Annotated in this window: 15 protein-coding genes; 7 read left to right on the plus strand and 8 right to left on the minus strand. The window is 69.4% G+C overall.

The features are described from left to right. Positions 1-119 precede the first annotated feature (119 nt). The gene (gene nudC, locus ACWEPL_RS30395; RefSeq protein ID WP_452438170.1) at positions 120-1,094 is read left to right on the plus strand and encodes an NAD(+) diphosphatase; all 975 of its coding nucleotides are present in this window, start codon (positions 120-122) and stop codon (positions 1,092-1,094) included. Here nudC and ACWEPL_RS30400 read toward each other — a convergent pair whose 3' ends face one another. Together ACWEPL_RS30400 and ACWEPL_RS30405 are read right to left on the minus strand one after the other, a co-directional pair. After that, entirely contained in the window at positions 1,095-1,343 is a 249-nt protein-coding gene (locus ACWEPL_RS30400) for a mycoredoxin (RefSeq protein WP_185068413.1), read from the minus strand. It abuts the gene before it with no gap. Positions 1,344-1,442: 99 nt separating this feature from the next. After that, positions 1,443-2,339 (minus strand): alpha/beta hydrolase, encoded by an 897-nt coding sequence (locus ACWEPL_RS30405; protein WP_350725394.1) that lies wholly within the window; start codon positions 2,337-2,339, stop codon positions 1,443-1,445. A 151-nt stretch (positions 2,340-2,490) separates the two neighbouring features. Between ACWEPL_RS30405 and ACWEPL_RS30410 the strand changes: the two genes are divergently transcribed. The 4 genes from ACWEPL_RS30410 (at position 2,491) to ACWEPL_RS30425 (ending at position 6,525) form a co-directional block, all read left to right on the plus strand. Next, complete coding sequence (locus tag ACWEPL_RS30410; protein ID WP_452438171.1) at positions 2,491-4,527, plus strand: ATP-dependent DNA helicase UvrD2; 2,037 nt, start codon at positions 2,491-2,493, stop codon at positions 4,525-4,527. Positions 4,528-4,603: 76 nt separating this feature from the next. Beyond that, on the plus strand, positions 4,604-5,473 hold the full coding sequence (gene tesB / locus ACWEPL_RS30415; protein ID WP_363971040.1) for an acyl-CoA thioesterase II: 870 nt from the start codon (positions 4,604-4,606) through the stop codon (positions 5,471-5,473). Between the two features lie 553 nt (positions 5,474-6,026). Beyond that, the gene (locus ACWEPL_RS30420; RefSeq protein WP_350725390.1) at positions 6,027-6,296 is read left to right on the plus strand and encodes a WhiB family transcriptional regulator; all 270 of its coding nucleotides are present in this window, start codon (positions 6,027-6,029) and stop codon (positions 6,294-6,296) included. A 64-nt stretch (positions 6,297-6,360) separates the two neighbouring features. Then, positions 6,361-6,525, plus strand: a complete 165-nt coding sequence (locus ACWEPL_RS30425; RefSeq protein ID WP_363971042.1) for a hypothetical protein — start codon at positions 6,361-6,363, stop codon at positions 6,523-6,525. A 254-nt stretch (positions 6,526-6,779) separates the two neighbouring features. Here ACWEPL_RS30425 and ACWEPL_RS30430 read toward each other — a convergent pair whose 3' ends face one another. Beyond that, on the minus strand, positions 6,780-7,379 hold the full coding sequence (locus ACWEPL_RS30430; protein WP_452438172.1) for a hypothetical protein: 600 nt from the start codon (positions 7,377-7,379) through the stop codon (positions 6,780-6,782). Positions 7,380-7,457: 78 nt separating this feature from the next. On the opposite strand from ACWEPL_RS30430, the gene ACWEPL_RS30435 reads away from it, so the two are divergent. After that, on the plus strand, positions 7,458-8,087 hold the full coding sequence (locus ACWEPL_RS30435; protein WP_363971046.1) for a TetR/AcrR family transcriptional regulator: 630 nt from the start codon (positions 7,458-7,460) through the stop codon (positions 8,085-8,087). 175 nt (positions 8,088-8,262) lie between these two features. Here the strand turns inward: ACWEPL_RS30435 and ACWEPL_RS30440 are convergent, their stop codons facing one another. The 3 genes from ACWEPL_RS30440 to ACWEPL_RS30450 form a co-directional block, all read right to left on the minus strand. After that, the gene (locus ACWEPL_RS30440) at positions 8,263-9,186 is read right to left on the minus strand and encodes an RNA polymerase sigma-70 factor (protein WP_452438173.1); all 924 of its coding nucleotides are present in this window, start codon (positions 9,184-9,186) and stop codon (positions 8,263-8,265) included. Further along, positions 9,183-9,338, minus strand: coding sequence for a hypothetical protein (locus ACWEPL_RS30445; RefSeq protein WP_363971050.1), 156 nt, complete (start codon positions 9,336-9,338; stop codon positions 9,183-9,185). The genes ACWEPL_RS30440 and ACWEPL_RS30445 overlap by 4 nt, the downstream gene beginning before the upstream one ends. 155 nt (positions 9,339-9,493) lie before the next feature. Next, the gene (locus ACWEPL_RS30450) at positions 9,494-9,877 is read right to left on the minus strand and encodes a DoxX family protein (protein ID WP_363971052.1); all 384 of its coding nucleotides are present in this window, start codon (positions 9,875-9,877) and stop codon (positions 9,494-9,496) included. A 227-nt stretch (positions 9,878-10,104) separates the two neighbouring features. Here ACWEPL_RS30450 and ACWEPL_RS30455 point away from each other — a divergent pair, with 227 nt between their 5' ends. After that, positions 10,105-10,824, plus strand: coding sequence for an SDR family NAD(P)-dependent oxidoreductase (locus ACWEPL_RS30455; protein WP_452438174.1), 720 nt, complete (start codon positions 10,105-10,107; stop codon positions 10,822-10,824). Positions 10,825-11,605: 781 nt separating this feature from the next. On the opposite strand, the gene ACWEPL_RS30460 is transcribed toward ACWEPL_RS30455, so the two are convergent. Beyond that, on the minus strand, positions 11,606-12,946 hold the full coding sequence (locus ACWEPL_RS30460) for an ABC1 kinase family protein (protein ID WP_452438175.1): 1,341 nt from the start codon (positions 12,944-12,946) through the stop codon (positions 11,606-11,608). Between the two features lie 56 nt (positions 12,947-13,002). Further along, on the minus strand, positions 13,003-14,559 hold the full coding sequence (locus ACWEPL_RS30465) for a hypothetical protein (RefSeq protein WP_452438176.1): 1,557 nt from the start codon (positions 14,557-14,559) through the stop codon (positions 13,003-13,005). Positions 14,560-14,935 lie beyond the last annotated feature (376 nt).

Here is a 14,935-nt window from a genome sequence, read left to right on the forward strand (position 1 = left end):
AAGGCTAACCTAACTCGTCGATCTTAGCCCGAGAGAGATCACCCCGGGGCCCGGATACCGTAATCGCCGGCTAACTGCGAGGTCATAGGATGACAGGGGATTTCGGGAGGGGACGGCCTGTGGAGACGACCGCGGAAGAGCAACTCATCGGGCCCCTGCTTCTGGCACGCGGCACCATCGACAGATCCTCGGCGCTGCGGGCCAACGAGCAGTGGCTGGAGCAGGCGTGGACCGATCCGTCGACCAGGGTGCTGGTGATCGACGACGGTCACACGCTGGTGCGGCGGTCGGGAGACGCGGTGCAGGCGGTGCTCTACGCGCCGGCCGACGCGCCGCCGGGCGAGCGCTACCTGCTCGGGGTCGAGGACGGTGTCGCCTACTTCGCGGTGGCGGCGCCGCTGCCCAGCGGCCCCGGGCGCGACGTCAACGGGCGCGTGACGGTGCCCATGAGCCTGCGCGACACGCCCGAGGGTGAGCCGGTGGCGGCCGGGCTGCGCCAGGTCGGGGGCCTGCTCGGCGACCGTGACGCCGGCCTGCTGGTCTACGCGGTGGCGCTGGAGGCCTGGCACACGACCCACGAATACTGTCCGCGCTGCGGCACCCGCACCGACGTGCGGGCCGGCGGGCACATCCGCGTCTGCCCGCAGGACGGCAGCCAGCACTTCCCCCGCGTCGACCCCGCGGTGATCATGCTGGTCCGCGACGAGGACGACCGCTGCCTGCTCGCCCGCGGCCCGCAGTGGCCGGAGGGGCGGCTGTCGATCCTGGCGGGGTTCGTGGAGCCGGGGGAGTCGCTGGAGCACGCCGTCGCCCGTGAGGTGGCGGAGGAGGTCGGCGTCACCGTCGTCCGCCCGCGCTATCTCGGCAGCCAGCCCTGGCCGTTCCCGCGCAGCCTCATGCTGGGCTTCTTCGCCGAGGCGATCTCGACCGAGCTCACGCCGGACGCCGAGGAGATCGCCGAGGCCCGCTGGTTCTCGCGCGAGGAGCTGGCGCGAGCGCTGGAGTCCGGCGAGCTGCGCCTGCCCCCGCCGGTGTCGATCGCCCGCCGCCTGATCGAGACCTGGTACGGCGGCGAGCTGACCGGCGACTGGTGATCAGGCGGCCCCGAGCAGGGCCTTGACCTCGAGAGCTGAAGGGTTCGTGCGCACGACGCGGCCGTCGGGGGTGTCGATCACCACGGTCGGCACCACCTGGTTGCCGTTGTTGACGCTCATCACGAACTCGGCCGCCGACGGGTCGCGCTCGATGTCGATGTCCTTGAAGCTGATGCCCTCGCGGGTGAGCTGGGACTTGAGCCGCTTGCAGGGGCCGCACCAGGTGGTGCTGTAGACGGTGAGCGCCATGTCGGGAGATCCCTCCGGAGATCAGGAAAATAGGCGCTCCTTGCAACAACCGGACTGTGCAAGTTCATTCCTGAGGCGGGGGTGTCCCGCCTCGGGCGCTCAGCCGATGCGCTCGGCGATCCAGGCCTGCACCTGCTCGGCCACTCCGGGCTCGCGATAGAGCGGGTTGCTGTGGTTGATGCCCGGCTGGGTGATCACCGTCACGGGCACGCCCACCTGCCCCAGCATCGTCTTGAGCACCTGGCTCTGCAGCGGCGGCACGAACTCGTCCTTGGAGTGCACGGTCAGCATCGGCGCGTCCTTGCGGCTGGCGTGCCAGGCCACCTCCATGCTGGCCCAGACCCGCGAGCACTTGCCCTTGGGCGCGCAGCCTCCGGCCAGGCGGATGGCGGCCGTACGGAGCTTGCGCTTGTTGGGGTCGTCGGACTTCTCGCCGTCGGAGTAGGCGCGCAGCGGCGAGATGATCGGCGACAGGCCCACGACGCCCTTGAGGCCGGAGATGCCGTCGCCGTACGTGCCCACGGCCGCCGCGATGTGGCCGCCGGCGGAGAAGCCCACCACCACGTAGTTGCTCGGGTCGAACGCCCACCGCTCGGCGTGCTTGCGGGCCAGCGCGATGGCGGCCAGCGCGTCCGAGCGCTGCGCGGGCCACACCGCGTCGCCGGAGAGCCGGTAGTTGAGGTTGAAGACCGTGTAGCCCAGCTCGGCGTACTGGCGGACGATCTCCTTCATGTAGCGCTTGTCGCCGCCCGACCACCAGCCGCCGTGGATCAGGAAGACGCCGGGGCGCTGCTGGCCGTCGGGCGTCCACCAGACGTCCATGGCTTGACGTGCCTGGGGGCCGTACGAGACGGTCTCGGAGGCGAAGTCGCCGAGACCGTACTGGTCGACGACATCGGTGGGGCCGGGCGTCGGCTCCTTGTTGGCGCTGGCGGCCACGGGTGTGAGCACGACGGCAGCGAGCGCGAGCACGCCCGCGAAAACCGCAGTTCGCACGGCCTTCCTTTCCCCCATGCAGATGGTCGGACCCATTGTGAGGGAAGAGACCGGTTCTTTGCATCTGGTGGCTATGAACATACGTCGGCCCGCATGTTGCCAGAATAAAGAGGCTGTCCGCTACACCTGCGAGTATGTACGGGTGAACAATATGGATGACGTCCTGTCCGGTCTCGACCCCGAGCAGCGCGCGGTGGCCGAGGCGGTGCGCGGTCCGGTGTGTGTGCTGGCCGGCGCGGGCACCGGCAAGACCAGGGCGATCACCCATCGCATCGCGCACGCGGTCCGCAGCGGGGTGGTAGACGCGCAGAGCGTGCTCGCTGTGACGTTCACCACTCGGGCGGCGGGGGAGCTGCGCCAGCGGCTGCGCGCGCTCGGGGCGCCCGGTGTGCAGGCCCGCACGTTCCACGCGGCGGCGCTGCGGCAGCTCACCTACTTCTGGCCGAGGGTCATCGGCGGCGCGGCGCCCTCGGTGATCGAGTCCAAGCTCCCGGTGCTGGCGGAGGCCTGCCGCCAGGTCCGGAAAACTCCGGACCGGTCCGAGTTGCGGGACATCGCGGCCGAGCTCGAGTGGGCCAAGGTCACCCAGATCGGGCCGGAGGACTACGTGACGGCCGCGGCGAAATACCACCGCACGCCCCCGGTCCCGCCGGAGGAGGTCGCTCGCCTTTATGAGGCGTACGAGCAGATCAGGCGCGAACGCCACCTGGTCGACTTCGAGACCATCCTCGAGCTGACCGCCGCCGTGATGACCGAGCACAAGGAGGTCGCGGGGCAGATCCGCCAGCAGTACCGCTACTTCGTGGTGGACGAGTACCAGGACGTCAACCCGCTGCAGAAGCTCCTGCTCGACACCTGGCTCGGGGGCCGCGACGACCTCTGCGTGGTCGGCGACCCCAACCAGACGATCTACTCCTTCACCGGCGCCACCCCGCGCTACCTGACGGGCTTCGCGGTCGAGCACCCCGACGCCGCCGTCATCAAGCTGGTGCGCGACTACCGCTCGACCCCGCAGGTGGTCGAGCTGGCCAACCGGCTGATCGTCAGATCCCCGCACCGGCTCGACCTGGTGGCCCAGCGCCCCGACGGCCCCAAGCCGTCCATCTCCGACTACGACGACGAGCCCGCCGAGGCAGCGGGGGCGGCCCGCGCGATCAGGAAGCTGCTGGACAAGGGCGTGCCCTCGCGGGAGATCGCGATCCTGTTCCGCGTCAACTCGCAGTCGGAGGCGTACGAGGAGGCCCTGTCCAAGGCCGAGATCCCGTACGTGCTGCGCGGCGCCGAGCGCTTCTTCGACCGCCCGGAGGTCCGGCAGGCGGTCGTCCTCCTGCGCGGCGCGGCCCGCGCCTATGCCGGGGAGCCGCTGGCCGCCGAGGTCCACCACATCCTGACCGGCATCGGCCTGACCCCGTCCCCGCCGGGCGGCGGCAAGGCCAGGGAGAAGTGGGAGTCCCTGAAGGCGCTGGCGGACCTGGCGGAGGACATGGCGGCCGAGGGCGCCGACCTGCCCGCGTTCGTGGCCGAGCTGGAGCGCCGGGCCTCCGAGCAGCACGCCCCGCCCGTGGAGGGCGTCACCCTGGCCTCGCTCCACGCCGCCAAGGGCCTGGAGTGGGACGCCGTCTTCCTGGTCGGCCTGACCGACGGCATGCTCCCGATCATCTACGCCGAGTCCCCGGAGCAGATCGAGGAGGAGCGCCGCCTCCTCTATGTGGGTGTCACCCGCGCCCGGGAGCACCTCTCCCTCTCCTGGGCCGGCGCCCGCGCCCCCGGCGCCCGCAGGACCCGCCGTCCCTCCCGTTTCCTCGACGGTCTCGGCTCCCGCGCCTCCTCCGCGTCCCCGCCCCGCGTCTCGACCGCCCCTCGCGAACGGCGTGCGGTGGCGGCGCCGGTGAGCTGCCGGGTGTGCGCGAAGACGCTGGTGGCGGCCGCCGAGCAGAAGCTGGGGCGCTGCTCCACGTGCCCGGCGGACTACGACGAGGCCCTCCTCGAACGCCTGAAGGCCTGGCGCACCGCCACCGCCAAGGAGGCCAAGGTCCCGCCGTACGTCGTCTTCACGGACGTGACCCTCCAGGCCATCGCGGAGCGCGCGCCTTCCACGGAGCAGGAGCTGCTGTCGATAGCGGGCATCGGCAAGATCAAGGTGGACCGCTACGGCGAGGCCGTCCTGTCTCTCTGTCGCGCCGACTGACAGCCCCGCTTTAGTCCCATATAAGAGGCACGTCAGACTTGTCCCCAACACCCGAGATCCCAAGGGGGACGGATACGTGAACGAGGCGCTGAAGGAGCTGCTGGATCTGCTCGACCTGGAGCAGATCGAGCTCGACATCTTCCGGGGACGGAGCCCGGAGGAACGCATCCAGCGCGTCTTCGGTGGTCAGGTGGCGGCCCAGGCCCTCGTGGCGGCCGGCCGTACGGTGCCGAAGGACCGTCACGTCCACTCTCTGCACGCCTACTTCATCCGCCCGGGTGACCCCTCCATCCCGATCATCTACAACGTCGACCGCCTCCGCGACGGCCGTTCGTTCACCACCCGCAGGATCGTCGCCGTCCAGCACGGCAAGGCGATCTTCACGATGTCGGCGTCGTTCCACATCGCCGAGGAGGGCGTGACGCATCAGGCGTCCGTCATGCCGCAGGTGCCCGACCCCGAGACGCTCCCCACGTTCCGGGAGCGGATGTTCGAGGCGGTCGGCGACCACCCCGAGCTCCGCGAGTGGTTCTCGCGCCCCCGCCCGGTGGACGCCAGGTACGTCTCGCCGCTCACCTGGGAGGCGTTCAAGAACCCCGACCTGCGCAGCGCCGAGACCAACGTGTGGTTCCGCTACCACGCCGACCTGCCGGACGACCCGCTCCTGCACGTGGTGCTGGCCGCGTACGCGTCCGACTTCACGCTGGTCGACACGATCCTGCTGGCCCACGGCATGGCCTGGGGCGCCTCCAACGTCTCCGGCGCCTCGCTGGACCACGCCATGTGGTTCCACCGCCCCTTCAGGGCCGACGACTGGTTGCTCTATGCTCAGGAATCCCCCTGGTCGGGGGGAGCTCGGGGACTCGCACGCGGCGAGATGTTCACTGCCTCGGGCGAGCTCGTGGTCTCGGTCGTCCAAGAGGCCATGATCCGCCTGACGAAATAGTGCCGACACGCCGCGTGCAATAGGCCGCCAGGCGCGGTCAATGTAACAAAATCGCAGGTAGAAAATATGTTGCCCCTTCCCGGGTTCCCGGTTTAGGGTCATGGTCAAGCGAGTCGGACACTACTGTTCCGACGATCCAGAGAGTGGAGGTGAGTCACCGTGATCAGCATTCAGATGGCAGCTACGCAGTGGCTCGCTTCCGCATGCCGTGACTCGGTGAGACTCGTTGACGGTCCCACCAAGCTGCGGCAGGAGAAGTCTGCCCGTAGCCAGGCCGCCGCCTACGGCGCGCGCGCCCACTTCGGCGCTGCCACGCCAGCTGCTCCTGTCTACACCGCACGTATCGAACTGCCGGCTTACCAGCTCACCAATGGTGGACTGTGGGGTCCGCAACCCTGGAGGGATACACCGGTCATAACCTGACCGGCGTATACAGCCCCCAGGCCGCGGATCCTGCAGACGGATCCGCGGCCTTACTTATTTGTCCGTGATTCCCGACCACCTACGAGGTGTCCGACCAAGATCAAAAAGATCTGACAAAAGGAGAAAGCAGATGGGGGCGAAGACGATCATGGACCTGATCGACGAAGCCAAGATCCCCTGCCGTACCGACCCTGACCTGTGGTTCGCCGAGTCGCCGGAGGACGTCGAGTTCGCCAAGGCTCTCTGCGGCGGCTGCCCGATCCAGAAGGCCTGCCTGGCCCGCGCGCTCGAGCGCGAGGAGCCGTGGGGCGTCTGGGGCGGCGAACTCATCCTCAGGGGAGCGATCGTTCCCCGTAAGCGTCCGCGCGGGCGTCCCCGCAAGCACCCGGTCGCTGCCTGAACACCGCACCTTCAACCAGAAAGCGAACAAACCAATGAGCACTCAGATCACGAGGAGCCGAGCAGTGCCGGATCTCATCCATGACCTGGTGAGTGACCGAATACAAACCCTCCACCGCGAGGCGGAGGAGCAACGCCTCATCGCGCGCGTCACCCGTGTGCAGCGTGCGCGGCGCAAGGTCCAGCGGGCGAACGACCGCCTCCGCGAAGCCCTGAGCCGCCAGATCTGACCGGGGAGATCCTGCCGCCGGCGCAGGATCTCCCCGCAGATCCCTTTTCAGAGAGCCGGGCGCCCGAAGCGCCCGGCTCTCCGCGTATAGCTACGCCCCCGAACCTCGCCGCCCGCACCCCGCACCCCGGAACCCCGGACCCCGCACCCCGGAACCCCGGACCCCGGACCCCGCAGGCCGCGTCCGCAGTGCGCGGCCCGTCGGACGCCATCGCCTTCGGGTGTCGCATCCCCGGAGCCGCCGCCGGTGATCGCTCAGGCCGTCGGCCGTACACCCGTCGTCCGTGACGGATGCGCGACGAACTCCTCCTCCGCCCGCCACAGCCGGGCTGCCATCCAGGCGACCCCGATCGCCGCCACCACGAGCCCGGCCAAGTACACCGGCACCGGCACCACGCTCCGCAACGACCCCGGAACCATCCCCACCGCATAGAGCACCACCCCGACCGCGGGCATGGCCCCGCTCCTGATCGCCGCCACGCTGAAGGTCAGCACCCCCGCCAACAGCACGGCCGACGTGATGAGGAATGCCCGCCCCGTGCTCCCCGCCAGCAGTTCGCTGACCGTGCCCCCGCCGAGGTAGGGGAAGACGAAGTGCAGGATGTACTCGATGGCGAACGCCCCGGCCAGCCCGGCCGAGTTGAGCACGTACCCGATGAGTCCGAGACCGCCTGCCGTACCCCGAACGATCAGGTAGATGCCGGTGATCGCGAGGAGACCCGTCAGCGCCCCGAACGGCGCGATGGCGTGTGTGAACGCCGTCTCAGGCAGCAGCCCGGCGCGCCGGGCCGAGTTCACCACGAGCAGGACGGCGCACACGAACCCGGCCGCCGCCGTGACCCGGTAGACACCCATCTCTGGAGCCCTTTCTCTCGGTGATATCAAGCGATAACGCTCGTTATGATGCGCGTTATCGCCGGATATGGTGAGAGCGTGCCGAGAGACGTAAGCACCCCGAAAGAACTCGGCGCGCTGCGCCAGGGCCTGCTCGACGCGGCCATGCGCGTTCTCCGCGAACAGGGCGCCCTCCACCTCACCCTCCGCCGTGTCGCGGACGTCGCGGGCACCTCCACCATGGGCATCTACACCTGCTTCGGCAGCCGCTCCGGCCTCCTGGAAGCGATCTACGAGTACGGCTTCAGCCTCCTCCACGACGCCATGACCTCGTCACTGAACGGCCACGCCGACCCGCTGGCCCGGATCATGGCGGTGGCACGCGGCTACCGGGAGTTCGCGCTGGCGGATCCCGCGCTCTATGCGCTGATGTTCGAGCGCCCGCTTCCCGACTTCGACCCGTCACCCCAGCGCCGGAACGACGCCCTCAACCTCACCTTCGACCTCCTCACCCAAGCCACCTCGGCCGCGGCCCAGGCCGGGCTCATCCAGTCGAACGACCCGATACGTGCGGCGTACCTGGTGTGGACCACGATCCACGGCATCGTCAGCATCGAGCTGACCTGCTCACTCCGCAGCCCGCTACCGGGCTGGTTCCTGAACTCGCGCGAGGAAGGCGAACGCGTACTCACCGAAGGCGTCCGCGCCCTCCTCGCGGGCCTCACCTGAACGACCGCGGAAGCGGCGCCCGGCCGCCTGCCGTGATGTCGGCACCACGGGAAGAAGGCCCCTCGCGAACGGCACCGACTCCTACCGGCCGGCCAAGACTCAGACCGCCACAGCCAAGAAATCCACAGCGGGCTGACAATTCACGACCCACTCGACGAGCAGTCGGTAGTCGCGGCTACTCCGTGGGCCGGCGTGCCTGTCTTACTTCCCGGTCGACTGCCCAGGCGTCCGCCACCGTGCCCAGGTGCCCGAGCTTGTCGGGGTTGATCACCGCGCGGATCGTCTGGATCTGCCCGTCGAGTACGTCGAGCGTCAGGGTGTGGAGCACCTTGCCGTCCCGGTCGCGGAAGATCGCGCCCGGCTGGCCGTTGACCTCGTGCGGCTCGCCCGTCACGCCGATCAGAGCCATCCGAGGGAAGGCGGAGGCGAGCAGCCGGGCCACGTTCTGGGCGCCGACGACGGCCTTGGCCAGTTGCGGGGCCTTCCCGCCGCCGTCGCCGACCATCGACACGTCGGCAGCCAGCAGGTGCTGCAGTCCGACCACGTCGCCTTCGCGGAGGGCATCGAAGAACCGCGATGCCAGCTCGTCCCGCTCTTTGCGATCCGCCTCGAAGCGGGGTCGGCCTGCGGCCATATGGCGCCGCGCCCGTACCGCCAGCTGGCGGCACGCCGCCTCCGAGCGCCCCACGGCCGACGCGACCTCGGGAAAGCCGAAGTCGAACACCTCCCGCAGCACGAAGACCGCCCGCTCAAGCGGGGACAGCCGCTCCAGCAGCAGCAAGGCCGCCATCGACAACGAGTCGGCCAGCTCCGCCGACCGTTCCGGGTCCTGGTACGGGTCGGCGAGCAGCGGCTCGGGAAGCCACGGCCCGACGTACTCCTCCCGCCGGACGCGGGCCGAGCGCAGCACGTCGATGGAGATCCGGGTCACCGTGGCCGACAGGAACGCCTTGGTCGACCTGGGCTCGGTCGGGGTGGCCTCGAAGCGCAGCCAGGTCTCCTGAACCGCGTCCTCGGCCTCGCTCACGCTGCCCAGAATCCGGTAGGCGAGCGAGAACAGCAGCGGCCGCAGCCCCTGAAACTCCTCGGCCCTGCTCATGCCAACTCCTCCTTGAAACCCTGCCGCCACGAGGGGCAGCGCAACTGCCGGCCGAGCTCCCGCTTGGCCTTGCCGTCGGACAAGCCGCGCTCCTCGCCCATCATCGTCACCACCACCTGCCCGCCCAGCAGCGGGGCCGCCCATACGGGCACCCACGTCGGCCGCTTCGCTCCCGCGCGCTCCGCCAGATGGGGCAGCTCCGCTCCCGCCTGCCACGAACACTCGCATGATCATCTCCCTCCGTGAACGACCACCGGCCCCCCTACGGACCGGGGTCAGAAGATCGGAAACTGTGCGTCGTCGCCTGTCAGCCGGTAAAGGCCCCAGGACCGAAGCGGCCCCACGCGACGAACGCCGCAACCGCGAGATAGATCAGATTCAGCACCACGAACGCGGCTTCCCCACGTCGGCCGTGGGTGATCATCGCGCCGACCATCAGCAGGATCCAGCACACCGCGGTCACCGCCACCAGAACCGGCGCGATGCCGAGCACGGCGGGCATGATCAAGCCCACCGCGGCCAGGAGCTCAAGGACGCCCAGGGTCCTGACGAAGCCGGCGCTGGCGTCCGCGGTCCATCCCCCACCACGGAACACAGCCAGCTTCTCCCTGGGCACGAACGTCTTGCTGATCCCGCCGCTCACCGCCACCGCGGCCAGCAGCCCGGCAGCGATCCACAACGCGAGGTTCATCGTCCACTCCTTGACAGAGAATTGCCTGCACCCCCTAGACGAGACAGCAACCCCCGCCAGTGACATCGCGTGCGTACGGCCATCTCGGGCACGTCCTCACCCCGCCGGCACGCTGATACCCGCTACCAGCCCGCAAAGGGCTCCCGATTGTGAGGACGCTCACACCGTGTCACAGCTCAGCAGGGTGTCTCGTCTCAGAGGGCATGACGAACTCGGAACAGACCACAGTGCTGATCACCGGCGCCAACAAGGGGCTCGGTTTTGAGGCGGCCAGGCGGCTCGGGGAGCAGGGCTGGACGATCTTCCTCGGCTCGCGCGACGAAGAGCGAGGGCGGGCGGCCGCCGCCAAGCTGACCGACGGCGGCGCGAACGTGGTCATGGTCCCCCTGGACGTGACCTCGGACGAGTCGGTGAAGGACGCGGTACGGCTCGTTCGCGAGCACACCGACCGACTGGATGTATTGATCAACAACGCCGGCGCGCCGGGAAGCGTCGTCGCGCCTGCGGACGCGACGGCTGACGAGATTCACTCCGTCTACGACACCAACGTGTACGGACCGATCAGGGTCACGCACGCGTTCCTTCCCTTGCTGCAGGCAGCGGACAATCCGCGGGTGGTGATGGTGTCCAGCGCCGTCGGCGCCTTCGCGGTCGTGACCGATCCGGAGCAGCCCGCCTCGAAGATGCACGAGCTCGCCTACAGCTCGTCGAAGGCGGCACTGAACATGATCACCGTCCGGTACGCCCAGGCGCTCCCAGAGATCAAATTCAACCTGGTCACTCCCGGAGAAGTCGCCAACCGCAAGTTCGCCGCCACCGACATGAACCATCACACCGGCCAGCTGACGGTCACCGAGGGCACCGACCCGATCGTCAAGCTCGCGATGATCGATGCCGACGGGCCAACCGGCATCTTCATCGACCGCCTTGGCCCCGTTGCCTGGTGACGGCCCGGGGCTCGGGCGCCGGTCGCGTGGTGATTGCCCGGGGCTCGGGTAACGGCTGCGTGGTGACTGGCCGGGGCTCGGGTAACGGCTGCCTGGCGACGGCCCGGGACTCGGGCACCGGTACCCACCGGTAGGTAGCGTCCGCGGGCACGGTCGCCCGTGACGCCTACAGGCCACGCCTCGCATTGCCATAACGGTTCCGGTGCCCTGACCTGCGAGAAAGTCATCTCTTGGTGCGTGGCTCCTGGCCTCAGTTCGACTCTGCCGGAAGATGTGCCCTGATGCTCGGCTCTCGGCGTCGGTTCGACACTGCCAGGGGGATGTGCCGTGTTGCTCACCCACCGGCGCCGGCTCAGCACCCTGGAGGGGGTGTGCTGACCATCAGCGCCGGTGGGATCACCGAGCATGGCACGGGCACATGCACGGGCCTTGTGGACCGAGCCGGGCCGGAGGTCACGGACCCGGACGGGCCGTTCCGGAAGCCGGATCGGTCACGGACATCAGGGCGCCGCACTTACTTCAGGCACCATGACGCCGAACCGTGCGCGAGCTCATGCCAGCCTGACCGCGTTCGTGCTACCCGCGCCATGGGGGGTGGGGGAGCGAGTGGGTCCGCGGAGGTGGTGAGCAGGCGCGCGGATCGGCGCATGTGGATCCTTTCGCGTTAGTAACGGCTTGCACTCGTATCATTACACAGCGAAGTCAGAAGTTAACCTGATGTTCAGTAAAATTCCTGCGGCCCGCCAACAAGCCGCCGGATCAGCCCCAACGGCCGGGACGATCAACCGATGGCCAGGGCCTCGTCGTTGGGATCGTCGGCGAAGCCGGGGACCCAGCGGATCACCTCGTCGCGGAAGCGCGCCGTGGTGCCCAGCTGGCACAGGACGCCGATGCCTGCCGCGTGGACCCGGTGGATGAGCACGTACGAGGCAGGCAGGTTGAGCTGGCGGACCACGTTGGTGGGCCGCAGATCCGTCACGCTCGCGGCCTGGGCCTGCAGCCACTCCCGGCTGAACGTGAACTCCTCCACCGCCGTGGGCTCCACGTACGGCGCGAGAAAGGCCCGCAGCGCGTCCGGATCGATCTCGATGTCGCTGCGGATGAACCCTTCCCGGCGCAGGCCCGCCGTGACGGTCTCCATGTCGCCCTCGTTGAAGATCCTCGTCAGCCGCCCGAACGCCTTGGGGTAGCCCCCGGGCAGGCGGTTGACCGCGCCGAAGTCGAGGACTCCGAGCTTGCCGTTGGCCAGCATGCGGAAGTTGCCCGGGTGCGGGTCGGCGTGGAGCATCCCGACCCGCGCGGGGGAGCAGAAGAGGAAGCGTACGAAGAGTAATCCCGCCCGGTCGCGCTGCTCCTTGGTGCCCTCGGTGATGACGCGGGACAGCGGGGTGCCGTCCATCCACTCGCTGACCAGCACCAGCTCGTTGGCCGCGACCACATCGGGGACGTGGAAGTCGGGATCATCGTTGAACTCCAGCGCGAAGGCGTGTTGGGCCTCGGCCTCCCGGAGATAGTCGAGCTCCTCCGCGACCCGTTCGCGCAGCTCCGCCAGCACGGCCTTCACGTCGAGGCCGGGCAGCAGCACGCCGAACAGTTTGCCCAGCCGCGCCAGCTGCGCGAAGTCGCCGAGCAGAGCCTTGCCCGCCCCCGGATACTGGATCTTGACGGCTACCTCCCTGCCGTCGTGCCACACGGCCTTGTGCACCTGGCCGATGGACGCCGCGGCCGTCGGCTGGTCGTCGAACGACAGGAAGTTTTCTCGCCAGTCGTCACCCAACTGCTCGGTGAGCACCTTGTGGACGGTGGACACGGGCAGCGGGGGAGCGGCGTCCTGAAGCTTGGTCAGCGTGGCTCGATAGGGACCGACGATCTCCTGCGGCAGCGCCGCCTCGAAGATGGACAGCGCCTGCCCGAGCTTCATCGCGCCGCCCTTGAGCTCGCCGAGCACCTTGAAGATCTGCTCGGCCGTACGCTGCTGAACCTCCTGAGCCACGATCTCCGCAGACTTGCCGCCGAGCCGCTTGCCCAGCCCGAGAGCGGCGCGGCCGGCGAAACCGAGCGGAAGGGCGGCCAGCTTGGCGGAACGCGTGACAGCACGGCGCGGAAGATCGCTCACCCTCATGCGCGGAACCTCGACGAGATACCGCTTCCCCCCTTCATGGTCATCCTCTGAGCACGTCAGTCGCGGTTAGGAGACATGACCATTCTTAGCGAATATGGATTGTTTCGCATACAACGACATTGCGGATGTATGGTCCACGACCGTCTTTTCCAGCGCCAATCAGGTGTTACGTCCATTGTGCCGTTGGTCACAGCCGACTCTCTGCCATCAAGGTAGGCGAGCGCATGGCCCGCCACCGCCGCCGCGACCAGCGCCGCCAGGGTGACGTCGCAGGCGATCTCGCCCGGCGGATATCCGCCCAACCGGGCGGTGACGATCGGCCACATCGGGTCGCGATCCCGCCGCGTCAGGTCCAGGCAGTGCAGGCACGCCGTCTTCCCCGGGATGACCAGCGGGCCCACGGTCCCGTGCCCTTCGAAGGCCGAGGCCAGGAGGTGCGGGATGCCGAGCGCGGTCAACTCGTTGACCAGCACCCCGTCGAGAGGGGCGACGGGTGTGAGTATGACGAGGTCGGGGCGGTCCGACTGATCCCCGAGGTAGGGGCCTCCCGCCATCGCGTTGACGGACGGCCGCGGCACGCTCTCGTCTTCCTCGGTTTGGGGGATGCGGGCGCCTTGCGTAGCTCGGGTGGTGCGAGGACCTTTCCCGGCTTGCGGGCGTTGGGGTTGGGCGGGCTGGGCTGTCGGAGTTCCTTCGGCGCCGCGGCTGTTTGCGGTGGCGCGGCGGTTGTCTTTTGCGCGGGTGGTGGGCAGGGCTGGGTTGGTGCCGGTGGTGCCGGTGGTGCCGGTGGTGCCGGTGGTGCCGGTGGTGGCGATGGTCTGGGGTGGGTTGGCGCCGGCGGTGGCCATGGGCTGGGCCGCGGCGGTGCCAGCGGTGGGCTGGGCCGTGGTTGTGCCGATGGTGGGCTGGGGTGGGGCGGTGGCGGTGGGCTGGGGTGGGGTGGTGGCAGTGGGCTGAGGTGCGGCGGTGTGGAAGGGGGCGGGAGGTGCGGTATCGGTGGAGGCGGCCGGACTGCGCCGCGCCGTGGGGGTGCGGCCGCCTGAGGTGAGTCGCCGGGCGACCGTCGCGGCGCCGACCTCGCGGGGGAGGCCCACCTCCGCCCACGTCAGGCCTCCCGGTGTGATGTCGCACGGGCGTGCCGTGGCCGGGTCGAGGATCCGGATGGTGCCGACTCCGGAGGCGGCGAGCAGGGCGGCCACCTGTGCGCCCACCCGGCCCGCCCCGTAGACGCGCACCCGCCGCTCGCGGCGGCGGGCGATGAGGCCGATCGCGCCGTCGGGGGCGGTCGAGGCGAGGTCGAGGGCATCGAGGTCCGGTCGCAGGCGGTCCCGTTCGGCCAGGGAGAGGTCGGCGATCGGCGCGGAGCTGGTGGCGGCGTCGTGGAGAGCGCCTTGGGCGGCGAGCTGATCCAGCAGGGAGCGGGCGCGGATCTCGTCCAGGCCGGCGGCGGCCGCGTCTCTCAGGACGCACTCCAGGTCGCGGGTGCCGTCGAGGCCCTCTATCCATCGACGGACGGCCTCGGTCAGGCCGCTCAACATGACGGCCCGGAGAGGGTGTGCGCCGTACTGGAGTGTGTGCTTGTCGCGGATGATGCGCCGGAGGGCGGGCTTCACACGTGGCCTCATGGCGGGAAGGGTTCCATGCCGGAGCAAGATCCCGAGGGGGTTCGGTGATGGCTGTGGATAACTACGGGTCGTGAAGGCGCCTGTGGAAGCAAGCAGGTCAGAGCACCGATGGGCGGCATATCCGGTTGATGACAGGCAAGGCCCGCCTCCGGTTGGCCGGGGAGGGCTGGGGCGGTTGCGGGTGAGCCCTGTGGAGGGGGTGGGAACGTGGTCGCCGGCGGTGGCTGTCGGGTGGTGTGGTGTGGGTGGTTGGGGTGTGGGAGTGGCCCTTGAGGGTCGGAATGTGGTCTTGGGCGGCGGCTGTCGGGTGGTGTGGTGCGGGTGGCTGAGGTGTGGGAGGGGCCCTTGGGCACGAAAGGGTGGC

Source organism: Nonomuraea sp. NPDC004186 (assembly GCF_053603495.1).